Raw genomic sequence first — 23,938 nt, forward strand, 5'->3', positions numbered from 1 at the left:
GGCGCATGACAATGCGCGCCAGACGGCCGCGATGCCGGTCAGGCATGTGCGGCACACGCCGCGGCGGCAGACAAGCGCGGTCCCGCAGCGCCGTCTGCGGCACGGCGCCGTCGGAACGATCGGAACGGAAAGTGGTTCGCCGCGCTACACGGCGAGGTGACGACGCAGGCACGCGACCTGCGTCGCGCCTGCATGCAGCGAAAAATCGGGAAACGGCAGTCCGGCTGGCCCCGCGGATGGGCGTCTCATGGTGTGGTCTCCATACGTACGCTTGATTCGTTATCGTGATGCGTCGTTTGTCGAGACTATGATCGGACCATTCAAACAAGTAAATGGATGCAGAGTTCCAAACGAATGAACCCGCGCGATCCTAGCGTTTACACGGTATTTAACAGATTTTCAAACAGCCTTCATTTTATTTGCTCAGACAAATACCCGGGCTGTGGAACACGCGTTTGAACGGCACTCGCGCAATCCGCGCCGAGCCAGGCCAGGCGGCCTTCAGCGGCCCGCACGCATGTTGCGGCGCAACCTCATACGTCGATGATCGCGAGCGTGCCGTGGCTGCCGGGCAGCACCGCGTGACGTATCCCGGCGCGCGCGAGATACATCTGCCCGGCCCCGACCACCACCGTCCCACCGTCAACCTCGAGCATCAGCGTGCCGTCGAGCACCAGCAGCCCCTCGTTGTAGTCGTGCACTTCCGCGTCGTACGGCTGCGCATCCATGCGCAGCACCTTGATCCGGGCCGGCCCGACCTCGCCGACGATCGTGGATTTCCATGCGGCGGCCTGCGCGGCGGCCACGGACTTGAAATCGACCAAAGACATGCGCCCGCTCCATGAACGATGAAAGGAACGCATTATCGCGAGCGCGATGCGTGCCGTCCCGGTACGGCGCAAGGGTCTTCCGGCAGCACAGTCGAGGTGCCGCAACGGCGGAACCACGGTCGCGGCGGGAATCATGAGAAATGCGGCAAATTGTTCGCTCAATTTAAATAAAGCACGTATTTGCTGATCGATGCACGGCCGATTCATGCAAATCCGGCGCCGGCAATACGCGGCCTTTCCACCGGAATGCATTTCGATCTACCGATTGCTAATATGGCGGTCCTGCGATCCCGCACCACAACGTCGTTCGACATGACGCCCGACCGCCATGCCGTCCCCGGTCCCGGCCGCTTCGCAGCGGCGGCGACGCCGGGCACGCGCGGCGCGGCGTCGCGCCGGCCGGCCGTACCATCCGTGAGCATGCAACCGATCCTTTCCGTCTCCGACCTCTCCAAGACTTACGCGTCCGGCTTCCAGGCGCTGAAGCACGTGACCCTCGACATCCGCCCCGGCGAGATCTTCGCGCTGCTCGGGCCGAACGGCGCCGGCAAGACCACGCTGATCGGCTCGATCTGCGGCATCGTCACGCCGACCGAAGGCCGCGTGACGGTCGGCGGTCACGACATCCGCGATCAATACCGCGCGGCCCGCGAAATGATCGGCCTCGTGCCGCAGGAGCTGACCACCGACGCGTTCGAAAGCGTCTGGGCGACCGTGTCGTTCAGCCGCGGGCTGTTCGGCAAGGCGCCCGATCCCGCGTATATCGAGAAGACGCTGAAGGCGTTGTCGCTGTGGGACAAGCGCGACAACAAGCTGATGACGCTGTCGGGCGGCATGAAGCGCCGCGTGATGATCGCGAAGGCGCTGTCGCACGAGCCGCGCATCCTGTTCCTCGACGAGCCGACGGCCGGCGTCGACGTCGAGCTGCGCCGCGACATGTGGAAGCTCGTCGATTCGCTGCGCGAAAGCGGCGTGACGATCCTGCTGACCACGCACTACATCGAGGAAGCCGAAGAGATGGCCGACCGGATCGGCATCATCCTCGGCGGCGAGCTCGTGCTCGTCGAGGAAAAACGCGAGCTGATGCGCAAGCTCGGCAAGAAGCAGCTGACCGTGCAACTCGAGCACCCGCTCGCGGAGGTGCCGCCCGCGCTCGCGCCGTTCGGGCTCGAACGCGCGGACGACGGCGCCGCGCTCGTCTACACGTACGACTCGCAGCGCGACGACGCGAGCATCGCGAAACTGATCGGCGCGCTCGGCTCGGCCGGCATCGGCTTTCGCGACCTGCACACGACGCAGAGCTCGCTCGAGGACATCTTCGTCAGCCTGATCGACAACCGCCGCAACGGCGTGCAAGGAGCCTGACGCATGAACTGGCATGGAATCCGCGCGATCTACCGCGCAGAAATGGCCCGCACGCGCCGTACGCTGATGCAGAGCATCATCGCGCCGGTGATCTCGACGTCGCTGTATTTCGTCGTGTTCGGCTCCGCGATCGGCTCGCGCATCAGCGACGTGAACGGGATCGGCTACGGGTCGTTCATCGTGCCGGGGCTCGTGATGCTGTCGCTGCTGTCGCAGAGCATCTCGAACGCATCGTTCGGCATCTACTTCCCGCGCTTCACCGGCACGATCTACGAGATCCTGTCCGCGCCCGTGTCGTACTGGGAGATCGTGATCGCCTACGTCGGCGCGGCCGCGTCGAAGTCGATGCTGCTCGGCGTGATCATCCTCGCCACGGCCGGCCTGTTCGTGCCGCTGCACATCCTGCATCCGTTCTGGATGGTGCTGTTCCTCGTGCTGACGGCGATCACGTTCAGCCTGTTCGGCTTCGTGATCGGCATCTGGGCCGACAGCTTCGAGAAGCTGCAGCTCGTGCCGTTGCTGATCATCACGCCGCTCACGTTCCTCGGCGGCAGCTTCTACTCGGTCGACATGCTGCCGCCCGCATGGCGCGTCGTCACGCTGTTCAACCCGATCGTCTACCTGATCAGCGGCTTCCGCTGGTCGTTCTACGGGCTGGCCGACGTGCACGTGTGGATCAGCCTCGCCGCGACCGGGCTGTTCCTCGTGATCCTGCTCGCGATCGTCGCGTGGATGTTCCGCACCGGATACAAGCTGAAGAATTGACGGCGCACGCGCCGCCGCGCCGATGACGCATTTGGGCAAGCAGGCGGCGTTTTTCCTCTGATGCGGCAGTTTGTGGTCGCGTCTACTGAACGTGAAGCATCGGGGCCCTGGAGCATGCGCTGCGCGGCCCCTTTTTCATTTCAGAGGACGCCATGCCCGCCGCCACCGCTCCCGTCTCCGCCGCCGCCCGGCTCGAACGCCTGCCGTTCTCCGGCTATCACAAGCGCATCTTCTTCATCATCGCGATCGCGTTCTTCTTCGACTCGGTCGACCTCGGCACGATGACGTTCGTGCTCGGCTCGATCCGCAAGGAGTTCGGGCTGTCGACCGCGGCCGCCGGCCTCGTCGCGAGCGCGAGCTTCTTCGGGATGGTGCTCGGCGCGGCCGTCGCCGGCCTGCTCGCCGACCGCTTCGGCCGCCGGCCCGTGTTCCAGTGGAGCATGGTGCTGTGGGGTGCCGCGTCGTACCTGTGCTCGACCGCGCAGAGCGTCGACGCGCTGATCGTCTACCGCGTGCTGCTCGGCATCGGGATGGGCATGGAATTCCCGGTCGCGCAGACGCTGCTGTCCGAGTTCGTGCCGACCGAGAAGCGCGGCCGCCTGATCGCGCTGATGGACGGCTTCTGGCCGCTCGGCTTCATCACGGCCGGCGTCGTCGCGTACTTCGTGCTGCCGCAGTTCGGTTGGCGCACCGTGTTCGCGCTGCTCGCGATTCCCGCGGTATTCGTGCTCGTCGTGCGCCGCATCGTGCCCGAATCGCCGCGCTGGCTCGAGCACGCGGGCCGGCACGCGGAAGCCGACACGGTGATGCACGCGATCGAGGCGAAAGTGATGCGCTCGGCCGGCGTCACGACGCTGCCGCCGCCGTCGCGACTCGCGGAACCGGTCGTCGCACGCGGCCACGGCGCGCTGCGCGAGATCTGGAGCGGCGTGTACCGTCGCCGCACGGTGATGGTGTGGCTGCTGTGGTTCTTCGCGCTGCTCGGCTTCTACGGCCTCACGTCGTGGCTCGGCGCCCTGCTGCAGCAAGCCGGCTTCGAAGTCACGAAATCGGTGTTCTATACGGTACTGATCTCGCTGGGCGGCGTGCCGGGGTTCCTGTGCGCCGCATGGCTCGTCGAACGCTGGGGGCGCAAGCCGACCTGCATCGCGTCGCTGATCGGCGGCGGCGCGATGGCGTATGCCTACGGCCAGAGCGCGCTGTACGGCGGCAGCACGACGCTGCTGATCGTCACGGGCCTCGCGATGCAGTTCTTCCTGTTCGGGATGTGGGCCGCGCTGTACACGTACACGCCCGAACTGTACGGCACCGGCGCGCGCGCGACGGGGTCGGGCTTCGCGTCGGCGATCGGACGCGTCGGTTCGCTGATCGGGCCTTACGTGGTCGGTGTCGTGCTGCCGATCTTCGGCCAGGGCGGCGTGTTCACGCTCGGTGCGCTGTCGTTCGTCGCGGCGGCGATCGCCGTGTGGACGCTCGGGATCGAGACGAAGGGCCTCGCGCTGGAACAACTGGCGGCCGGCGACGCGGCCGGGGGCAGCGGCCGGTATCCGGCGGCGGCGGCGGATAAGGTGTCGTGATCGCCGGGGTTCGCTTTCAGGCCGGGAACGCGTTCAGCGCCGTTCCCGGCCGCTGCGTCAACCGTCAGGCTTCGCGCCCGTGGCCGGTCATCCTCGAATCGATCCGGCGCCCGGACGACCTGCCGTCGCTCGCGCACGTGGCGAACGCGCCGCGGCGGATCCCGACACCCGATCTCGGCCTCTTCCTGCCGATACCCGGCGCGACGATCGCGCACTGCGAAGCCGCCGCCGCGTAAGCCGCGGAGGCGGCAATTCAACGATGAGGGCGCGGCCGGTGCCGGTCAGGCACCGGCGACGACGAACTCTTCGGCCGCCTTGCGCTGGACCGCGGCCATCACGGCCAGTTCGCGCTTGCTGCGCGTGTCGCCGGACACGACACCGGTCGCGTGCTTCGCCTTCGCACCCAGCGGGAAAAACACAAACGACGCGCCGGCCGGCGCGGCCGGTTCCGCACGCAGGCGCTTGTTCAGGATCTTCAGGTACTTCTTCTTCGAGACTTCCTTAGCAGCCATGGCACCCTCCGCGTCAACGTGGTGAAGATCAGCATACCAGTTTTGGCGATGCGCTCCGCGGCGGCGGCCGCCAGTTCGCCCTTCGCGGAAAATTCTTCGCGCGCGCTGTCGATACGCGTCCTTCTCGTACGTCGTGTTGTCGTAACCGATCGTTTTGCCGTCGATGCGGCCGGCGGTTCCCTCATTCATTTTTCAGGAGATACGACAATGCGCGTCATGGTCATCGTCAAAGCCACCGCCGATTCCGAGTCCGGCCGGATGCCCGACACCGAAAGCATGGCCGAAATGGGCCGCTTCAATGAGGAACTGGTCAAGGCCGGCATCCTCCTCGACGCGGACGGGCTGCGCCCCAGCAGCCACGGCAAGCGTGTGCATTTCTCCGGCACGCATCGCTCCGTCGTTGACGGCCCGTTCGCCGAAACGAAGGAACTCGTCGCCGGCTACTGGCTATGGCAGGTGAAATCGATGGAAGAAGCCGTCGAATGGGTGAAGCGCTGCCCGAACCCGATGCCGGGCGACTCCGACATCGAGATCCGCCCGCTGTTCGAAGCCGAGGATTTCGGCGACGCGCTCACCCCCGAACTGAAGGAACAGGAAGCGCGGATGCGCGCGGAAGTCGACGCGCGGCAGAAATCCTGAGCAGCAGGCGGGCACGCGCCTCGCGCGTGTCCGGAGACGCCGGTTGACGAGCACCCGATTGGTAACGTATCGTTTTGATACGTTACCAATCGAAACCCGTTCGTCATGCATTCCCGTTTCGACCGTTTCCGCACGACCGCGCTCGGCGCCCAGCTCGAAGCGTTGATCGAACAGCCCGAGCGCTATCTCGAGTTCGCCGCGCTGTCGCGCGTCGGCGTCGCCGCGATCGGCGCGATCCAGGACGAGATCGCGCGCAAATTCCCCGAAATCGAAGCGGACACGACGGCTCGCCAGTTCTGCGGCGCGATGGTCGCGGAAGTCATGCGCCGTCACGGTCACGAGGTCGTGCAGGCGCGCGGGCGGCTCGGCGGCGCGCTGTTCAGCTACGGTGCGGTGTTCAGCCCGTTTCCGCGGCGGCTGCCGGTCGCCGACGTCGTCGCCGCGCTGGCCCGCATGCCCGACCGGCTCGCCGCGTATGCCGCGCGGGTGCCGGTCGCGCTGCGCACGCGCCGCCCGACCGGTACCGGCTTCTCGCTCGTCGAACACGCGTACCACCTGCGCGACCTCGACGCCGTGTTCGCCGAGCGCATCGACGTCGTGCGTACGGCCGAATTGCCCGTGATCGAGTCGGTCGACGGTACCGCCCTCGCCGCGCAGCGCGACTATCTTGCGCAGCCGCTCGCCCCCGCGGTCGACGCATTCCGATCGGGTCGCGCCGCGCTGTGCGCCACGGCCGCCGCGCTGGAACCGTCGCAACGCGCGCGCTGCGGGCTGCGCGACGGGATCCGCCGGATGTCGCTCGACGAACTCGTGCGCGAACTGCTCGACCACGACCGCACGCACATGCTCGAACTCGACGAACTGCTCGCCGAACTCGCGTTGCCGCCCCTGCCCTCCGTATCCGCCGAATGACCCAGCCCGCGCCCGTCGTCTTCATTCACGGTTTCATCGGCACGTTCGACGTGCGCGGATGGAACGGCCCGCATCTCGCGCCCGACCTGCTCGGCTACGGCGCGCATCGCGCAACCCCGTTCGATGCGATCTCGCTTGCCGCACAGGTCGAACACGTGCGCCGGACCGTCGCCACGCATTTCGGCGCGCAGCCGGTCGATATCGTCGGCCATTCGGTCGGCGGCGCGATCGCGATGCTGTTCGCGCATGCACATCCTGAATGCGTGCGGCATGTCGTCAACGTCGAAGGCAACTTCACGCTCGACGATGCGTTCTGGTCGGCGGCGGTCGGCCGCATGACGCCCGACGAGGCCGACGCGATGCTCGACGGCCTGCGCGCCGCCCCGCTCGACTGGCTGCGCGGCGCGATCGACGCACCGTCGCCGAGCCAGCTCGACGCCGCACGCCGCTGGCTCGCGCATCAGCCGGCATCGACGCTGCGCGCGATGGGCCGCTCGGTGGTCGCGACGACCGGCGCTCCCGGCTACCTGCAGGCGCTCGCGCAAGTCTTCGAGCGTCACGGCGTCTGGCTGGTCGCCGGCGAACGCTCGCGCGCGGGCTGGCACGTGCCCGACTGGGCGCTCGCGCGCTGTGCGGGCTTCGACACGATCGCAGGCTGCGGTCACCTGATCGCGGCCGAGCAGCCCGATGCGTTTCGCGCCGCCATCGAGCGCATCGTCGCCGCGCCGCCCACCTGACAACCCGTAGGATTCACCGAAATTTGTCTGAAAGGCACGGTTGCTAGAGTCGCCTGAACAGGGTTTTCCCGGTGCCCGGCGCCGGACCGAGTCGACACATGCGAGGATCGATGAACCTGGCACGTACCTTCTGGCTGCTTCTGCTGCTCGCCGTCACGAGCCCTGCGTTCGCGTTTCACGCGCGGGTCGTCGCGATCCCGAGCGCCGCGATGCACGAGACGCTGAAGGCGACCGTCGTGCTGCCCGACGATTACACGCACGGCAACCGCGGCGACGAACGCTATCCGGTCGTCTATCTGCTGCACGGCTCCGGCGGCGACCATACCGACTGGACGTCGAACACGCGCATCGCCGCGCTGGCCGACCGCTATCACGCGATCCTCGTGATGCCCGACGGCGGACACGAAAGCTGGTACATCGACAGTCCGTTCGATTCGGGCAGCCGATACGAAACCTTCATCGGCGACGAAGTCGTGTCCTACGTCGATCTGCATTTCCGCACGATCGCGACGCAGCACGCGCGCGCGATCACGGGGCTCAGCATGGGCGGCTTCGGAGCGCTGCGCATCGCACTCGACCGGCCCGACACGTTCGGCGCGGTCGGCAGCATCAGCGGCGCGGTCGATCCGCGCTGCTGCGCGGACGAGCCGGGCATCGACCACGTGTTCGGCGATCCCGTGCGCCATCCGTCGTTCTGGAACAGCAACGTGATCGTCGAAAGCGCGCGCGCGTTCGTCCGTGCGCATCTCGACCTGACGATCGATTGCGGCCGCGACGATTCATTCGTCGACTCGAACCGCACGCTGCACGAACGGCTCGTCGCGCTCGGCGTGCCTCACGACTATACGGAACGGCCCGGCGGTCATACCTGGGATTACTGGGCGAACGCGATCCGCTACCAGATGCGGTTCTTCGCGACGTCGTTCCAGCATCGCGGCTACGCGTACCGCCCCGCGCCTGCCGCGCCGGGCATGACGCGCGCGGGCTGACGCACGCGCCGAGCGACAACCCGGCAGACCTGCCTGTCTTCGGCGCCGTCGCGCGCGAGCCCAGCTTCACGCGTGCGGCCGCCCGACTCGGCGTGCCGCAATCGGCACTCGGTTACACGATGATGGATTGACAGGCCGGGCAACCCGCTCGCATGAAGCGGTACGCACGCGGCCCGGCGTGCGAAGACAACGGCGGAGACGAATCGGTCAGTTGCCGTGCGTGGCGTGCGTGGCGTCCGCGCCGACGACGCGATCGAAGCATTCCTGTGCACGCGCCAGTTCGTCGAGCGCGCGATCGAGGCGCGACATCGCACGTGCGTATTCGGCCGACGAACCGTCGTCGTCGCTTTCGCCGCGCACCGCGCGAAACGCCTGATCGACGTTGCGCGTGGCTTCGACGAAGCGCTGTGCGGCCTGCGCTTCCCGCGAACAGATGTGGGTCGACATCGACACTCCTCCCTCAGGATTGCAGTGTGAAGCACGCCGACGCTCAGTGTACGTGGTGCGCATGTCGGCGGCGTGAACCACGACCCATCGCGTATCGACGCATCGGCCGCCGCGCAGCGCGCTTCGTGCCGATTGTCCCTCTGCGCTCGCCGATCCGCCACGGCGAGATTGCAACAAATTCTTGCGCGGCCTGCCGCGCGCCTGGCGTCACGCGCGCCCGATACGCGGATGCGCAAGCCCTGCAAACGCAGCCGCGTCGCCCGGCGACAGGTCGAACAGATCGCCGGTGAGATCGCGCGGATGCTCGACGGCCGGCCGGTTGCGCATACGCGCCACATGGGCGGGCGCAACATACGCGGCCGCCGTTTCGATCGGCGGCACGTCGAACAGATCGCGCGTGACGCCGCGCACGGCGTCCGTCGGCGAACGGCCGCGCAGGCGCGCGACGAGCTCGACGAAGCGATCGAAATCGCCCGCGCGCGTGGCCTTGTTCACTTCCGCGAGATCGCGCGCCTTCAGCACGCACGGCTGCGCGAGCCGCACGAAATACGGCGCTTCGAGCTCGACCGACAACGCGAGCGGATAGCTCTTGCCCGTCTGCTCCCTCGCCCGCCCGACGCAATCGACCACGGCCGCACCCTGTGCGGCGCCGAGCGGCTTGCCGGTGCTCACGCTGCGCAGATGATCGGGAAACACGCGCAGCTGCGTGCCGACCGTCAGCGCGGTGGACGACGCACACACGAGTGCGTAGTGCTGTTCGCGGCGCCGGCCCGACGGCAACGTCGAGCGGCTGGCGATGAACGTATGCGGCGGCAACGGCCGCACCTGCCCGCTTGCGTCGACCCATGCATTCCACAGCAGCGCGTCCTTGCGCTCGCCCGCGCGCGGGCGCGACGCGACCGGCGAAAACAACGCGAGCAACGAGCCCGTGCGATGCGCGGCGACTTGCGCGCTGCTGCCGAGCGGCTGGTTGATGCCCCACAGAAACGCCCGCCCCCGAGCCGGCGCTCCCATTCCTTGCGGAGCACGACGGTCGGCAGTTCCTCGCCGGACTCGGTACCGATCTTGGTCCAGCAGAACGTGGGAGGGAGGTGTTTCAGTGTCATCAACTTTCTCGGGATACAGCCTCGCTGGTGACAGCAAGCCCATTCAACAGCCGTAACTGTATAGGTATAATGCATCGCATGGAAGCCCCGGACCAAGATTTTCCCGTTCAAGACCTGTTGCGCCGCCTGCTGGCAGACACACGCTCGTCCAGTGAAATAGCGCGACTTTCCGGGGTCAGCCAGCCGACCGTGTCGCGCCTGCGGCTGTCGAACGGACGGCGGCTGCGCCGCAGCGCGCCATTCAACAAGCTATGCAGTTTCTATGGCGTCGATACGGAGCCGTCGCGCCGGCGCTACAACGACCTGCTGCGCGACGCGATCGTCGACGCGTGGGACGGGTCGGACGAGCACGGACGCGCGCTGCTGGTCGTGATCCAGGGGCTGAAGGATTTGCAGGCGAAGGCGGATGACGGGTGATGTCGCCAGAGTGCCCGGTCATTCATCGAGAGTGAACGTGATCGGCACGCGCGCCCGCATCGGCAGCGGCGTGCCGTTCTCGACCTGCGCAGCGCAGCGGCTCTCCAGCACCGCGTCGCGCGCCGCCGCATCGAGGCGCGGAAAACCGCTGCCGGTCACGACACGCGCAGCGACCACCCGGCCGGCCGCATCGGTTACCAGTTCGACGAGTACGGTGCCGTGCTCGCCCGTACGCAACGACTGCGGCGGGTAGCCGGGGGTGGCCAGCGCACAGTCGGGATGCGCGACGAAGCGCGGCGTCGCGGGCGCCGGTGAGGTCTGCGATTCGGATCGTGCCTGCCTGGTGTCGGGATGCGCGTCGTCGTGCGGCGTGACGCTTCGCTCGCTTGCCGTCGCGGACGGCACGGGCGGCGACGGCGCCGCCGCATCGCGTGCCGGCGGCCGGGTTCGATCCGGTGCGGCGGGTTGGATCGTCGGCAGCTTGCTGCTCATCGGCGAGCGAGGCGCGGACACCGTGCGATGCGTCGCGTGCGACGCAGCCCTCGAATTCGCCGCGGCAGCCGCCGCCGTCGGCACTGCCGGTGCCGGCGCAATCAGCGTCGCCACCATCACCCGGCGTTGCACGGTCACGCCGCGCACGGCCGGTTCGCGGGCGAGCAGGATCAATACGCCCACATGCAGCACACAGGTCGCGGCGATCGCCAACGCGATACGCACGCCGCCAGGGTCGACGCGATCGGGGAGGGCGCCGCGCGCCCCGTTCATCCTTCGCATACGCGCATCAGCCGCACGCATCACGCACTCCGTCCCGCGTTCAGCCTTCGTTGCGCGCGAAATTGCGCCAGATATATCCGGAGGACTGCGTATCGATCGTTCAGACATCCATTGCGTCGCGCTGCCTCACCCGCGCTCGTCCTGACCGCGCCCCGTCAGCCGTCGCACGCCGCGCCGCCTTGCGCAAGCGAATTCTCCTTGCTGCGAAACACCAGCGGTCGTTCGTCGCGCGGCGCGCGACGTCGCGCGAACTGCACGGCCTGTTCGACCTGGCCGTGATGGGCGGACTTCTCGCACACCGGATCGGCCTCGTTCGGATCGCCCGTCAGCAGGCATGCCTGACACCGGCAACCGCCGTGATCCGCATGCCGCTCGTCGCACGTGCGACACGTTTCGCGCATCCAGTCGTCGCCTCGAAACGCGTTGAACGCGTCGCTGTCGTACCAGATTTCCCGCAGTGACCGGTCACGCACGTTCGGCAACGCGAGCCCCGGCAGCGACCGCGCGGCATGGCACGGCAGCGCGGTGCCGTCCGGCGCGACGCCGAGAAACACCGAACCCCAGCCGTTCATGCAGGCCTTCGGGCGGCGCTCGAAATAGTCGGGCACGACGAACAGGATCTTGCAGCGCTCTCCGATCAGCTTGCGATAGCGGTTGACCGTATCCTCGGCCTCGCGCACCTGCTCGACGGTCGGCATCAACTGGTCGCGATTGAGCATCGCCCAGCCGTAGTACTGCGTGTTCGCGAGCTCCAGGTAATCGGCGCCGAGGTCGAGCGCCATCTCGATGATCTGTCCCACGTGCGGCAGGTTGTAGCGATGCAGCACGCAGTTGAGCACCATCGGGTAACCGTGCGCCTTGATCAGCCGCGCCACGTCGCGCTTCAGTTCGAACGTGCGCGTGCTGGTCAGGAAATCGTTCAGCTCGCGCGTCGAATCCTGCAGCGACAACTGGATGTGGTCGAGCCCGGCGGCCTTGAGCCGCTCGATGCGCGCGACGTTCAGCCCGATGCCCGACGTGATCAGGTTCGTATAGAAGCCAAGCCCGCGCGCATGCGCGACGAGCGTCTCGAGGTCGCCGCGCTGCAGCGGTTCGCCGCCCGAGAACCCGATTTGCGCGGCACCGAGCGCGCGCGCATCGCTGATGACCGTGCGCCACGTGTCGGTGTCGAGTTCCGCGCCGTGCGTCGCGAAGTCGACCGGGTTGTAGCAGAACGCGCAGTGCAGCGGACAGCGGTACGTGAGTTCCGCGAGCAGCCACAGCGGCGCGGACGGACGGGAGGTGTCGGACGTCATGTCAGTCGAGCCAGCCGCGCAGTCGCGCATGATCGAGGAAACGGTAGACGTCGGTCGCGAGATCCGATTGCATGAACAGGCGCTCGAGCTCGCCGATGATGTCGTCCAGTTCGCGCGTGCCGTCGCAGCGCGCGAGAATCTCGCCCGCACTCGGGTTCAGCTTGACCATGCCCTCCGGATAGAGCAGCACGTACGCATCCTGGGCCGCCTCCCATTGCAGGCGGTACATGCCCCTGAGGCAGGGGCGCAGCGGCACGCCGCTGGCGGCTTCGATCGCATTCATAACGGGTAGGCCTTTTCGACGGCGTCGAGCATCGACCACAGGATGTCGAGCTTGAATTGCAGAATGCCGAGCGCGCGCTGCTGCGCTTCCGGTGTCGTGAAATGCGCGAGCGTGACCGCGAGCCCGTGCTCGACGTCGCGCTGCGCGAGCGGCACGCGACTGCGGAAGTAATGCAGCCCGGCCGGCTCGATCCACGGGTAATGCGACGGCCAGCCCGCGAGCCGGTCGAGATGGATCTGCGGCGCGAACATCTCGGTCAGCGACGAGCACACCGCCTCCTGCCATGGCGCGCGCCGCGCGAAGTTCACGTACGCATCCACCGCGAAACGCACGCCGGGCAGCACGTGTTCGAGCGACCACAGTTCGTCTCGCTCGAGACCGCATGCCTCGCCGAGACGCACCCACGCCTCGATGCCGCCTGCGTTGTCGCCCTGCCCGTCGTGGTCGATCAGCCGCTGGATCCAGCGGCGCCGCGTCTCGCGATCCGGGCAGTTCGACAGGATCGCCGCATCCTTGAGCGGGATGCAGATCTGGTAGTAGAAGCGGTTCGCGACCCAGCCGCGAATCTGCGTGGGCGAACAGGCGCCGCCGTTGAGCCGCCGGTTGAACGGATGATGGATGTGATAGCGCGATTCGAGCGCACGCAGGCGCGCCTCGAATTCGGTCGCGGTCCAGGGCGTCGCGTGCAACGCCGTAGCGGGGATCGGTGCGTTCATCGTCAGACCTGGAATTGCATGCCGTCGTGCGCGACATCGATGCCATGCGCGCGCAGGTGCGCGTGTTCGACGGAATGCGGATCGAGAATCGGGTTCGTGTTGTTGATGTGCGTGAGCACCTTGCGCGTTCGCGCGGGCAACCTGTCGAGCCAGTCGATCATGCCGGGCCGCCCGTGTTCCGCGCACTGCGCGAGATGTCCCATGTCGGACGCGTGCTTGCCCGACAGGCCGAGATCGATCATCTCGGTCCCGGTCCAGAAGGTGCCGTCCACCAGCACGAGATCGGCGCCGTCCATTGCCGCGCGTACGTCGTCGGTGACCGACGCGAGCCCCGGCGCATAGAACGCGCGCCGCCCGCTCGCGACGTCTTCGATCGACAGCGCGATGTTGTCGCCGGGCGCGGCCGACGCGCGCCGCGGCGAATAAGGCGGCGGCTTGCTGTCGACGGCAATCGCGGTGAAACGGATCCCGCTCGCCGCCGGCACCGCAAACGGCTCGCCGGGCACGATCGTGTGCGCGGCAACGCCGCAGTAATGGCCGAGCAGCGGCACGAGCGGCAAGCCGGTCGACAGGTCGTCGAGTACCGGCGCGCTCGCGTAGAGCGGCAGCGGCGTCGAGCGCTCGCGCAGCATCAGCAGGCCCGTCACGTGATCGATCTGCGCGTCGCACAGCACGACGGCGGCGATGCCGCTGTCGCGGATCGCGCGCGCCGGTTGCAAGTCCGGCGCCGCGCGCAACTGGGAAAGGATGTCGGGCGACGCGTTGACCAGAACCCAGTCGATGCCGTCGTCGCTGACCGCGATCGACGACTGCGTGCGCGACAGCACGTGGCCGCTTCCGCTGCGCGCACGGCGGCAGTTCGCACAATTGCAGTTCCATTGCGGCAGGCCGCCGCCGGCTCCCGAGCCGAGTATCTTGATCTTCATGGGCGTCAGCTCCCGAGACCGCCCGCGCCGACCACGGCGAAGCGGGCGGCACGCGCGGCGATCAGCGGTTGGCGATGTACATCGTGATTTCGAAGCCGAAGCGCAGGTCGGTGTAAGACGGTGTCGTCCACTGCATGGTGTGTCTCCTGTCGAGTTGAGGATTGATGCGTTGCTGGATGAGTCGAACAACCGCGGCAATCGAGCGGTCGGTTACTCTTCAGCAAGGAGCGTGCCGAAGCCGTATTTCGGCGGTGCGGTGGCGGCAGACGGCCCTCGTCCGGGGATCGGGGCGCAATCCTTACGAATGGCCGACACGATTCGCGCGAATGCGGGCCGCCACCCCGGCGGCGCGATGTCCGCGAGTGGTGACAGGTGTTGAATCGTTGAACACCGGTGTTGCAACTTGACACACCGGCTGTGACAGGCCGCGCCCGGCGCGACGGCTGCGCGTCAGCTTTCGTCCGACGGCGGGCGCCCCGCGTCGGCTGCCGGCATCTTCCGGTAGATCGTGTTGCGCGAGACGCCGAGCGCGCGCGCCGCGGCGGACACGTTGCCGCCGTGACGGGCGAGCGCGGCGGCGATCGCGGACGCGGCGACGTCCTGCAGCCGCGCGTCGGCGGCCGGCAACGCATCCGCGATACAGGGCCCGGCGCCCGCCGCGGCGGACGAATCGGGCGCGGCCTGCACGGCCTGCGCATCGCCACGCCGCAGGTCGTCGAAGAAGTCGTCCGGCAGGTGCTCGCGGCGGATTTCGCCGTCGTCGTCGACCATGGCCGCCGCCGTACGCAGCAGGTTGCCGAGCTGGCGGAAGTTGCCAGGCCACGTGCAGCGCACGAACAGCGCCATCACGTCCGGCGCGACGGACAAGGGCGGACGCCCCGGGCCCGCGAACGCTTCGCGCTGCAGCATCTTCTGCACGACGACCGCGAGATCCGTGCGGTCGCGCAACGGCGGCAGGCGCACCACGAGGCCGTTCAACCGGTAGTAGAGATCCTCGCGGAAACGGTTATGCGCGATCATGTCGCGCAAGTCGCGGTGCGTCGCGCAGATGATCGCGATATCCACGGCGATCGTCTTCGTCGAGCCGAGCGGGTTGACGAGGCGCTCCTGCAGCACGCGCAGCAGCCGCACCTGCAGCGGATACGGCATGTCGCCGATCTCGTCGAGAAACAGCGTGCCGCCGTTCGCCTGCAGCAGCTTGCCGATCGCCCCCTTGCGGCGCGCGCCGGTGAACGCCCCCTCCTCGTAGCCAAACAGCTCGGACTCGATCAGCGTCTCCGGAATCGACGCGCAGTTGACCGCGACGAACGGCGCGTCGCGGCGCGGCGAGTCGTTGTGGATCGCCTGCGCGAGCAGTTCCTTGCCGGTGCCGGTCTCGCCGGTGATCAGGATCGGAATGTCCTTGCCGATCACCTTGCGCACTTTCGCGATCACGCTGGCGACCTGCGCATCGCCGGTGTCGAGATAGTTGAGCCGCGACAGGCCGGCCGACGTGCCCGCCGCCGGCGCGGGCACCGCGTTCGCGCGCGCGGCCGGCGCCCCCGCATCGTGAACGTCCGTCGGCCGGCTGCCTTCGGCGAGCGTCGCGCGGCGAAAGTGCACGCGCGCGCAGACCACCGCGCCGTTGCCGAGATTGAGCATCAGGTGCCGGTCGGTGCTCGCGCGCATGCGGTCGATCAGCTGCGCGCTGGTGACGTCGAACAGCGACGACAGCGTGTGCGCGCGCAGCACGGCGAGCGGCATGCCGAGCTGGAACTGCGCGCTGCGATTGGCCGACAGGAAGCGCCCGTCGGCGGTAAACGCGACGATCCCCTCCATCAGCGTGCCGAGGAACTCGGGGCGGCCATGGAACGATACCTGCAGCGTTTCCTGAAACGTCGTCGTAAACAGGTGATTCTCGATCATCTGCACCGACATCTTCGCGAGCGCCATCGTGTGCTGGTGATAGCTGCGGTGATCGCCCGTCACGTCGAGCACGCCGATCGCATCCCCGTACGGATCGAGAATCGGCACGCTCGAACAGGTCAGGAAGCGGTTCGCGGCCAGGAAGTGCTGGTCGCCGTGGACGACCATCGGGCACAGCTCGGCCAGGGCCGTGCCGATCGCGTTGGTGCCCTGCCGGTTCTCCGCCCAGTTCGCGCCCGGGCGCAGCGCGACCTTTTCCGCGCGGCGCAGGAAATCGTCGTCGCCGATCGAGTGCAGGATCAGCCCCTCCGCATCGGTGAGCACGATCATGCTCTGCGTATTGACGATCTGTTCGTGCAGCGTCTCCATCACCGGCATCGCGTGCACGCACAGCACCCGGCTCTGCTCGCGCTTGAGCACCAGCGCCGAGGTCGACAGCACGTCGTAATCGGGCCGCGCCGATACCTGCAGGCCGAATGTCTCCGAGCGCTCATGGGCCTTCTGGATCGACGGCGCGGGCCAGCCAGCGGGATGCACGGCCCGTGACCCGGCCGCCTGCTCTACGTCATCGCGCATTGTCTCCTCCGGGGGATCCTTCCGGTCAACTGCCGGACTCTTTGCCGTCATTGCAAGCAAGCATCGGGCCACGCCGACGCCGCTCAACTTCGTGAAAGGACAATGTAATCAGTCGTCCGGGCACGGCCGGGCGTGTCGCGTCGCGCGACGGCCTGCCTGCGTGATACCGTGATTTCCCGCCGCGTGACTACCCGTGCGAATCCGGATCTTCGCGGCCGGCGCGCCGCTGGCTCGCTTCTCGCTTGGTCGCAGGGCAGGCCCGGCGACTGCCCGGCCGCCGACGGTTACCGTTCCTATTCCGCGCGAACCCCATCGACATGACACGCCGCCCGCTTCGCTCCACGCCATCGCCCGCCTCGCCGGCCATGCCCGTTCGCCGGCGCCTGCATCGCGACGCGCAATCGATCGCGTTCGCCGTGGCCGGCGCCCCGCAGGGCCACCCGGTCGTCGTGCTGCACGGCGGGCCCGGCAGCGGCAGCCAGGCCGGCATCCTGCGGCTGTTCGACCTCGCGCGCATGCGCGTGGTGCTCGTCGACCAGCGCGGCGCGGGCGCGTCGGGGCCGCGCGGCGGCACGCGTCACAACCACACCGCGCGGCTGATCGCGGATCTCGAGGCGGTACGCGCGCAGCTCGGCATTGCACGCTGGGGCGTCGTCGGCGGATCGTGGGGCGCCGCGCTCGCGCTCGCGTATGCGGGCACGCATCCGGAGCGGGTGACCGGGGTCGTGCTGCGCGGCCTGTTCCTGACGTCGCGACGCGAAGTCCGCGGCCTCTTCGTGACGTCTCGCACACGTGCCCCGCGCGAATGGCGCCGCCTGCATGCGGCAGCCGGCGGCGGCCAGCCGGAACGCCTGCTGGCGCGCTGCGCGCAGCGGCTGCGCCGCGGCGCAAGCGCGGCCCGACAGCGCGCGGTGGCGCTCGCGTGGCACGCCTATGAAAACGCCCTCCTCGCATCGGTGCGCACGCGCCGCTCGCCCGTCCGCACGATCCGGTCGAACGAGACCGTCGGGCGGCTGATCGACAAATACCGGATCCAGGCGCACTACCTGCAACGCGATTGCTGGCTCGGCGAGCGCCGCGTGCTCGCGCTCGCGCGACGCGCCGCCCAGGCCCAGGTGCCGCTGTTCGCCGCGCACGGGATACACGATCCCGTTTGCCCGGTCCGCAACGTCGAGCGCCTCGCGCGGGCCGTACCCGAGGCGAAAATCGAACGCGTGCGGGCCGGGCATCTGGCCAGCGATCCGGCACTGGCGCGCAGCGTCGCACGCGCCGCGCATGCGATGTTCGCGACGGTGCCGTTGACCTGACGGCCCCGCGCCCGCTCGCGGCATGACGCCGCGCGACGACACGAGCGAACGCGCCGCGCTCAATCCCACGCGTAGCGCACGCCGACCCATGCGCCGCGCGGTGCGCCGGGCCCGACGAACTGCTCGTTCACCGGATTCGCGCCGTCGAAGGTGTGGTTCGGCCCGTTGAAGAAATTCTGGCCCAGTGCGCCGAAGCTCGCGTAGCGCCTGTCGAACAGGTTCGTCACGCTCGCGAACACCTCGAACCGCTTCGTGATCCGGTAACGCATGTCGAGATCGACCAGCACGTAACCTGCGATCCGGCCGTTGACGTCCTCGTTGTTCTCGTCGCCGCGCGCATACACGCCGCTGCGCCACGTTACGTTCGTACCGATGTCCCACGCGGACGTCGCCGCGTAGTCGAGCCGCAGCTTCACCGTATGCGCGGGAATGCCGGGGATGCGGTCGCGCGGCTTGACCGTCACGTTGCCGTTCGCGTCGGCCGCCGAATTCGCCGGGCTGTGTTCGGTCCACGAAGACCGGTAGGTCGCCTCGACATGGCTGTACGACAGCCCGACACCGAGCGGGCCGAACCGCGTGCGGCCGGCGAGCTCGATCCCCTGCCGCCGCGTATCGCCGACGTTGCGGAAATAGCCCTGCGCGCTGGCCGGGCTGCTGATGAACTGAATGTCGTCGCTCAGTGTCGTGCGATAGGCCGCGGCGCTCCAGGTCGTCGCCACGCCGACGCGGCCGCGCACGCCGGCTTCGAACGTCTTCGAAATCACGGGCTTGAGCGCCGGGTCGGCGATGAAGTCGTTCGGCAGCGAACACGGCGCGGACGGGTCCGCGCACGCGAGCTCGATCGCGGTCGGCGAACGCATGCCCTCGTTGTAGGTTGCATACGCGGTGAATCCCGCGACCGGATTCCAGTTGAGCCCGACTGCCGGGTTGAAGCGCGAGAACACATGGTTGCCGTCGAGCAGCGGCTGCACGCCGCTCTCGTCGCCGATTCGCGCTTTCGACCAGTCGTAGCGGCCCGACAGCGTGAGCGTCCAGTGCGGCGTCAGCGACAGCGCATCGCTCAGGTATGCACCGACGCTCGCGTTGCGCGTCTTCGCGCTGGTCTGCCGGACGAAATCGCCGATGCCGATCGCCTCGCGCGCATCGGTGAACGATGCGTCCTGCGACGACGCGACGTAGCTCGAGTTCGCGACATCGGCCGAGACGCCCGCGACCAGCCGGTTCGCCATTCCGCCGAGCTTGCCGAGCAGCGTGAGCTGCACGCTGCCGCCGTAGCTGTCGGTGACGATCGTCGATTGCGCGTTGCTGCCCTGCACCGTGTCGACCGTGCCGTCGTCGTTCACCGAACCGTAATCCGTATTGTTGTTGCTGCTCGTGTTCGCGTTGCGCAGGTGCCGGTAGTATGCGTTGCCGCTCAGCTCGACGTTCTCGCCGAAAAAGCGATCGCCCGACAGCGTCAGGTAGCCGGCGCTGTTGTGGTTCCGGTCCGGATACGTATACGCCTGCTTCGGGTTGTCGACGAACGAGCGCGGGATCGTCTGGGTGCCGGACAGCGTGTTGTCCGCGCCGCCTGCGGCGATCGACAGCGTCGTGTCCGCATCGGTGTAGCGCAGCTTGCCGAACGCCTGCCGCACGCGGCTCGCGTTATGGTCCGCCCAGCCGCCGTCGTTCGCGAGGTTCGCGGTCGCATAGTAGTCGAGGTTCGGGCCGATCGTGCCGCCCTGCTCGATGCTCGCGGTCTTGCGGCCCCACGCGCCGCCCGACACCTCCGCCTCGCCTCCCGGGCTCGATTTGCCGTTCTTCGTCGTGATCGCGAGCGCGCCGCCGAGCGTGTTGAGCCCGTACACCGGGTTGGAGCCCGGAATCAGCTGCACGCGGTCGATCGCCTGCACCGGCAGGATGTCCCAGTTCACGACGTCGCCGAACGGCTCGTTCACGCGCACGCCGTCGACGAACACCGACAATCCCTGCGGCGTGCCGAGGAGCGGCGACGCGGTGAAGCCGCGATAGTTGACGTCCGTCTGATACGGATTGCCCTGCGCATCCGAGATCGTCACGCTCTGCAGGTTCGCGGCGAAGAAATCGGCGAGCGTCGCGCGGTGCTGGATCTCGAGTTCCGCCGCGCGCACCGTCTGCACGTTCGCCGGCACCTTCGACAGCGGCGTGCCGATCCCGAGCAGCGGCGTGGTGCCGACCACCACCACCGCAGGCAGCATGACGGCCCGCGCGGGCGGCACGATCGCGGCGGCGTCCGGCTGCTGCTGCGCGCGCACGCCGCCGGGCGGCAAACCGAACAGCGCGAGCGCGCCGAGGGTCGAGCCGACGCATCGCGCACGCCGGCCACGTCGTGTCGCGCCGTCACACCCGGCGGCCTTTGGTCTCCTGATCATTTACGTTGTCTCCGCATTCCTATTCCGCCGGCGCGGGCGATGCACCGCGCGGCGACGAGTTGTCGCGAAGCGGGCGTGCGAGAACCGTGCCAGCGCAGCGCGGACGAGCGCAGCGTGCCGCGCCGCGCATCGCTGCGGAACGGCATGCGTGCAACCGGCGGCCCGCTGCGCCGCGGACTGCGCCACCTGTCATGTTTGGCAACACTTCGCGCGCGACGGTGTACCTGAATGCAACACCTGCGTCGACGTCATGGCACGTCTCGCCGATCGGCACATCACCCGCGATCCGCCGGTGCACCGCGCCGCACCGGCATCCCGCCGCGATGGCATGCGACTTGCGTAAAGGGCAGTGCACTCGGCCCGGACACCCCAACCGTGCCGGCGCGACGAATCGTTCGCGGCGGTGCGACCACAATGACTCAGGAGACAACCATGAAGAAACTCTCGGCTTCAGCGAGCCGGCTGGCGACGACCGTAGTCGCGGTGGCCGCCGCCATCGCACTGAACCCCGGCCTCGTCGAAGCGGCCGCGGACTACCCGGCCGTGACCTACCAGCGCCTGACCGATGCACACGGCGACCCCGGCTGGCTGACCTACTACCGCACCTACGACGGCCGCTCGCATTCGCCGCTCAAGCAGATCGACACGTCGAACGCGAAGGATCTCAAGCAGGTCTGGGCGTACAAGTTCCCCGCCGACCTGAAGCAAGGTTTCGAAGCCACGCCGATCGTCAACGGCAACTATCTGTTCGTGACGACGCCGAAGGACAACGTCTACGCGTTCGACGCGAAGACGGGCCGCCAGCTGTGGAAATACGAGCCGAAGCTCGGCGCGGCCTCGTTCAAGACCGCGTGCTGCGACGTCGTCAACCGCGGCGTCGCGCTGTACGGCAAGAACGTCTACATCGCGATGCTGAGCGGTGAAATCGCGGCGCTCGACGCGCAGACCGGCAACCTCGTGTGGAAGAAGCAGATGTTCGAGCCGGGCCTCGGCTACGCGTTCTCGCTCGCGCCGCTCGCGATCGACGGCGCGATCGTCGTCGGCACGTCCGGCGGCGAATACGGCATTCGCGGCTACATCGCCGCGCTGAACCCGGAGGACGGCTCGCAGGTCTGGAAGCGCTACACGATTCCCGCCGCCGGCGAAAAGGGCGCGGAAACCTGGCCCGACGGCATGCAAAGCCACGGCGGCGGCGCCGCGTGGCTCACCGGCACGTACGACGCCGCGTCCCGCACGCTGTACTGGGGGGTCGGCAACCCCGGCCCGTGGCTCGCCGCGCTGCGCCCCGGCGACAACCTGTATTCCGACTCGCTGCTCGCGCTCGACGCGAAGAACGGCAACCTGAAGTGGCACTACCAGTACACGAACAACGACACGTGGGACTACGACGGCGTGAATGCGGCCGTCCTCGCGGACATCAAGTACAAGGGCAAGGACTACGACGCGATCATCCACGCGGACCGCAACGGCTTCTTCCACGCGATCGACCGCACGACCGGCAAGCTGATCTACGCGACGCCGTTCGTGAAGGCGTTGTCTGTCACCGGCTACACGGCCGACGGCAAACCGATCCAGGACGCATCGAAGTTCCCGAAGGCCGGCACGACGATCGAAACGTGCCCGAGCTTCCTCGGCGGCAAGAACTGGTGGTCGATCTCGTACGACCAGGAACGCAACATCGCGGTCGTGCCGGCACTGCACGCGTGCATGAGCCTGACCGGCAAGTCGGTCAGCTACATGGAAGGCCTGCCGTATCTCGGCGAAGGCTTCGAGATCAAGCCCGAACCGGGCAGCGAAGGCTACGGCGAACTGACGGCCATCGATGTGAACACCGGCAAGAAGCTGTGGAGCCACTGGTCGAAGAAGCCGTGGAACGGCGGCGTCGCGACCACGGCGAGCGGCCTCGCGTTCAGCGGCTCGCTCGACGGCCACCTGTACGCATTCGACACGGCGACCGGCAAGGTGCTGTGGGAAAGCCCGCAACTGGCGAGCGGCATCATTTCGCAACCGTCGGTGTACGAGGTCGACGGCAAGGAGTATGTCGCCGTGCTCGCCGGCTACGGCGGCGCGAACCCGATCTGGGGCGGCCCGATGGCCGACATCGCGAAGGACGTTCCGCGCGGCGGCACGCTCTACGTGTTCGCGCTCGACTGAACGCGCGCCAGCCCCGAGTCGCGCCCGCATGCGCCCGATGCGGGCGCGACGCCCCACCCGCTTCAACCGGACACACGACCATGAATACTCGTCTCACCTCCGTTACCGTCGCCAGTCTGCTCGCCGTGGGCGTGGCGCTGACACCGGCAGCCGCGTCGGCCGGCGTGCGCGTCTGCACGCTGCCCGGCAGTCCGACCACGGCGCTCGACCGCGCCGTTGCGCGCGAAGTGTTCCGCACCGCGGGCATCGCCGCGACCTTCAACAAACGCGGTGTCGACGACAATGGCGACGACGACGGTATCTCCGCCAGCGAGCTGACGAAGTCGCTCGAACGCGACTGCGACGTGATCGCCGGCTTCCCGCGTTCGGCGATCGCCGATGCGTCGGGATCGAAAATGACGTTCTCGCAGGGCTATCTGCGCTCCGGCTACGTCAGCGTGTCGCTGCGCGATGCGCACGCACCGGCCGGCACGAAGGAAACGATCGCGGCCACGTACGGCAGCCCGTCGCAGCTGATCGCCGCGCAGCAGGCGAACGCCCGCTTCGACCTCGAGAACACGAGCGAGCAAACGATCGGCGCGCTCGCCGCCGGCCGCGCGCAGCGCGCGATCGTCTGGTATCCGAGCGTCGTCGCCTACGCGCACGCCCATCCGAAACAACGGTTCCAGGTTGCGGCGACGTCGTCGCCGTATTCCGACTGGCAACTGTCGTTCGCCTTCGGGCCGGGCAAGGACGCGCTGCAGAAGCGCATCGACGCCGCGCTGTCGCAGATGAGCGGTAACGGTCGTCTCGCGTCGCTCACGCGCGGCTGGACGCTTCCCGACGACATCGCGCAAGCCGCTGCCACGACCGCGCCCGGCCGGTTTCTCGACGGCGCGCTCGCGTCCGCGCAGCGGCCGGCAAGGAGCGGTTTCATCAAGGTGTCGACGGGCGAAGGCAGCGGCGTCCCGTCGTTCGACCAGACGCAGGTGCAGCACGGCAAGAAGCTGTACGCCGATGCGTGCGCGAAATGCCACGGCGACCAGCTCGAGGGCAATACCGCGCCCGCGCTGAGCGGGGAGGCGTTCGCTCCCGAGGGCAAGTCGCACATCACCGTCGGCGGCATCTTCCTGTACATGTCGAGCAACATGCCGGCCGATCGCCCCGGCAAGCTGACCGCGGAGGAATACGAGGACCTGATGGCGTTCCTGCTTTACTCGAACGGCTACGACACGTCGAAGAGCAAGCTGACCGCCGATATCGCCAACGCCTCGAAGGCGCCGCTCATCGCCGGGCCGCGCAAGTAAGCTCCCCGCCCACCTTCGCTTCGATCGACC

Annotated in this window: 23 protein-coding genes and 2 pseudogenes; 13 read left to right on the plus strand and 12 right to left on the minus strand. The window is 68.1% G+C overall.

All coding sequences use genetic code 11. From position 1 onward, the window contains the following. Positions 1-533 precede the first annotated feature (533 nt). A complete protein-coding gene (locus VXM69_RS13000; protein ID WP_226227894.1) occupies positions 534-830 on the minus strand; it encodes a cupin domain-containing protein in 297 nt (98 codons plus the stop codon). A gap of 420 nt (positions 831-1,250) precedes the next feature. Between VXM69_RS13000 and VXM69_RS13005 the strand changes: the two genes are divergently transcribed. The 4 genes from VXM69_RS13005 (at position 1,251) to VXM69_RS13020 (ending at position 4,773) form a co-directional block, all read left to right on the plus strand. Then, positions 1,251-2,195, plus strand: a complete 945-nt coding sequence (locus VXM69_RS13005; RefSeq protein WP_034186209.1) for an ABC transporter ATP-binding protein — start codon at positions 1,251-1,253, stop codon at positions 2,193-2,195. Positions 2,196-2,198: 3 nt separating this feature from the next. Continuing rightward, positions 2,199-2,960: an ABC transporter permease gene (locus VXM69_RS13010; RefSeq protein WP_034186063.1), complete on the plus strand. Its 762-nt coding sequence runs from the start codon at positions 2,199-2,201 to the stop codon at positions 2,958-2,960. 152 nt (positions 2,961-3,112) lie between these two features. Then, the gene (locus VXM69_RS13015) at positions 3,113-4,537 is read left to right on the plus strand and encodes an MFS transporter (RefSeq protein ID WP_034186062.1); all 1,425 of its coding nucleotides are present in this window, start codon (positions 3,113-3,115) and stop codon (positions 4,535-4,537) included. Further along, positions 4,534-4,773 (plus strand): hypothetical protein, encoded by a 240-nt coding sequence (locus tag VXM69_RS13020; protein WP_367188717.1) that lies wholly within the window; start codon positions 4,534-4,536, stop codon positions 4,771-4,773. The genes VXM69_RS13015 and VXM69_RS13020 overlap by 4 nt, the downstream gene beginning before the upstream one ends. A gap of 45 nt (positions 4,774-4,818) precedes the next feature. Here VXM69_RS13020 and VXM69_RS13025 read toward each other — a convergent pair whose 3' ends face one another. Then, on the minus strand, positions 4,819-5,049 hold the full coding sequence (locus VXM69_RS13025) for a hypothetical protein (RefSeq protein WP_034186060.1): 231 nt from the start codon (positions 5,047-5,049) through the stop codon (positions 4,819-4,821). 207 nt (positions 5,050-5,256) lie between these two features. On the opposite strand from VXM69_RS13025, the gene VXM69_RS13030 reads away from it, so the two are divergent. The 5 genes and pseudogenes from VXM69_RS13030 to VXM69_RS13050 form a co-directional block, all read left to right on the plus strand. Then, positions 5,257-5,688 carry a YciI family protein gene (locus VXM69_RS13030; RefSeq protein ID WP_034186059.1) on the plus strand — a complete coding sequence of 144 codons (432 nt, stop codon included), beginning with the start codon at positions 5,257-5,259 and terminating at the stop codon, positions 5,686-5,688. 105 nt (positions 5,689-5,793) lie between these two features. Continuing rightward, complete coding sequence (locus VXM69_RS13035; protein WP_367188718.1) at positions 5,794-6,600, plus strand: DinB family protein; 807 nt, start codon at positions 5,794-5,796, stop codon at positions 6,598-6,600. After that, positions 6,597-7,337 (plus strand): alpha/beta hydrolase, encoded by a 741-nt coding sequence (locus VXM69_RS13040; protein ID WP_034186057.1) that lies wholly within the window; start codon positions 6,597-6,599, stop codon positions 7,335-7,337. Before VXM69_RS13035 ends, VXM69_RS13040 begins: the two co-directional genes overlap by 4 nt. A gap of 110 nt (positions 7,338-7,447) precedes the next feature. Further along, the gene (locus VXM69_RS13045) at positions 7,448-8,326 is read left to right on the plus strand and encodes an alpha/beta hydrolase (RefSeq protein WP_367188719.1); all 879 of its coding nucleotides are present in this window, start codon (positions 7,448-7,450) and stop codon (positions 8,324-8,326) included. Beyond that, positions 8,323-8,454, plus strand: a pseudogene (locus tag VXM69_RS13050) (LysR family transcriptional regulator); the annotation flags it as partial. The gene VXM69_RS13045 and the pseudogene VXM69_RS13050, both read left to right, overlap by 4 nt. A gap of 79 nt (positions 8,455-8,533) precedes the next feature. On the opposite strand, the gene VXM69_RS13055 reads toward VXM69_RS13050, so the two are convergent. Together VXM69_RS13055 and VXM69_RS13060 are read right to left on the minus strand one after the other, a co-directional pair. Then, positions 8,534-8,773 carry a hypothetical protein gene (locus VXM69_RS13055; RefSeq protein WP_367188720.1) on the minus strand — a complete coding sequence of 80 codons (240 nt, stop codon included), beginning with the start codon at positions 8,771-8,773 and terminating at the stop codon, positions 8,534-8,536. Between the two features lie 207 nt (positions 8,774-8,980). Then, positions 8,981-9,879: pseudogene (locus VXM69_RS13060) on the minus strand (hypothetical protein). A gap of 78 nt (positions 9,880-9,957) precedes the next feature. Here VXM69_RS13060 and VXM69_RS13065 point away from each other — a divergent pair. Then, positions 9,958-10,296: a helix-turn-helix transcriptional regulator gene (locus VXM69_RS13065; protein WP_006493567.1), complete on the plus strand. Its 339-nt coding sequence runs from the start codon at positions 9,958-9,960 to the stop codon at positions 10,294-10,296. Between the two features lie 18 nt (positions 10,297-10,314). On the opposite strand, the gene VXM69_RS13070 is transcribed toward VXM69_RS13065, so the two are convergent. The 7 genes from VXM69_RS13070 to VXM69_RS13100 all read right to left on the minus strand — a co-directional run bounded on the left by VXM69_RS13070 (position 10,315) and on the right by VXM69_RS13100 (position 16,771). Then, positions 10,315-11,070: a TonB family protein gene (locus VXM69_RS13070; protein ID WP_367188721.1), complete on the minus strand. Its 756-nt coding sequence runs from the start codon at positions 11,068-11,070 to the stop codon at positions 10,315-10,317. Positions 11,071-11,225: 155 nt separating this feature from the next. Then, positions 11,226-12,365 carry a pyrroloquinoline quinone biosynthesis protein PqqE gene (pqqE, locus tag VXM69_RS13075; protein ID WP_367188722.1) on the minus strand — a complete coding sequence of 380 codons (1,140 nt, stop codon included), beginning with the start codon at positions 12,363-12,365 and terminating at the stop codon, positions 11,226-11,228. 1 nt (position 12,366) lies between these two features. Next, a complete protein-coding gene (gene pqqD, locus VXM69_RS13080; protein ID WP_006480620.1) occupies positions 12,367-12,648 on the minus strand; it encodes a pyrroloquinoline quinone biosynthesis peptide chaperone PqqD in 282 nt (93 codons plus the stop codon). Beyond that, positions 12,645-13,364 (minus strand): pyrroloquinoline-quinone synthase PqqC, encoded by a 720-nt coding sequence (gene pqqC, locus VXM69_RS13085; protein ID WP_034186052.1) that lies wholly within the window; start codon positions 13,362-13,364, stop codon positions 12,645-12,647. Before pqqC ends, pqqD begins: the two co-directional genes overlap by 4 nt. 2 nt (positions 13,365-13,366) lie before the next feature. Continuing rightward, a complete protein-coding gene (pqqB, locus tag VXM69_RS13090; protein WP_049035953.1) occupies positions 13,367-14,290 on the minus strand; it encodes a pyrroloquinoline quinone biosynthesis protein PqqB in 924 nt (307 codons plus the stop codon). Positions 14,291-14,351: 61 nt separating this feature from the next. Next, complete coding sequence (gene pqqA, locus VXM69_RS13095) at positions 14,352-14,426, minus strand: pyrroloquinoline quinone precursor peptide PqqA (protein WP_006485436.1); 75 nt, start codon at positions 14,424-14,426, stop codon at positions 14,352-14,354. Positions 14,427-14,740: 314 nt separating this feature from the next. Beyond that, entirely contained in the window at positions 14,741-16,771 is a 2,031-nt protein-coding gene (locus VXM69_RS13100) for a sigma-54-dependent Fis family transcriptional regulator (protein WP_367188723.1), read from the minus strand. A 317-nt stretch (positions 16,772-17,088) separates the two neighbouring features. Between VXM69_RS13100 and VXM69_RS13105 the strand changes: the two genes are divergently transcribed. Beyond that, a complete protein-coding gene (locus VXM69_RS13105) occupies positions 17,089-18,078 on the plus strand; it encodes an alpha/beta fold hydrolase (RefSeq protein WP_124669598.1) in 990 nt (329 codons plus the stop codon). 59 nt (positions 18,079-18,137) lie between these two features. Here VXM69_RS13105 and VXM69_RS13110 read toward each other — a convergent pair whose 3' ends face one another. Further along, a complete protein-coding gene (locus VXM69_RS13110; RefSeq protein WP_367188724.1) occupies positions 18,138-20,468 on the minus strand; it encodes a TonB-dependent receptor in 2,331 nt (776 codons plus the stop codon). A gap of 432 nt (positions 20,469-20,900) precedes the next feature. Here VXM69_RS13110 and VXM69_RS13115 point away from each other — a divergent pair, with 432 nt between their 5' ends. Next, positions 20,901-22,622, plus strand: a complete 1,722-nt coding sequence (locus VXM69_RS13115) for a methanol/ethanol family PQQ-dependent dehydrogenase (RefSeq protein WP_034186047.1) — start codon at positions 20,901-20,903, stop codon at positions 22,620-22,622. Between the two features lie 80 nt (positions 22,623-22,702). Next, a complete protein-coding gene (locus VXM69_RS13120) occupies positions 22,703-23,908 on the plus strand; it encodes a c-type cytochrome (protein ID WP_049033822.1) in 1,206 nt (401 codons plus the stop codon). The last annotated feature ends 30 nt before the right edge of the window (positions 23,909-23,938 follow it).

The organism is Burkholderia sp. Ed8 (assembly GCF_040761425.1).
GTDB classification, from domain to species: Bacteria; Pseudomonadota; Gammaproteobacteria; order Burkholderiales; family Burkholderiaceae; genus Burkholderia; species Burkholderia seminalis.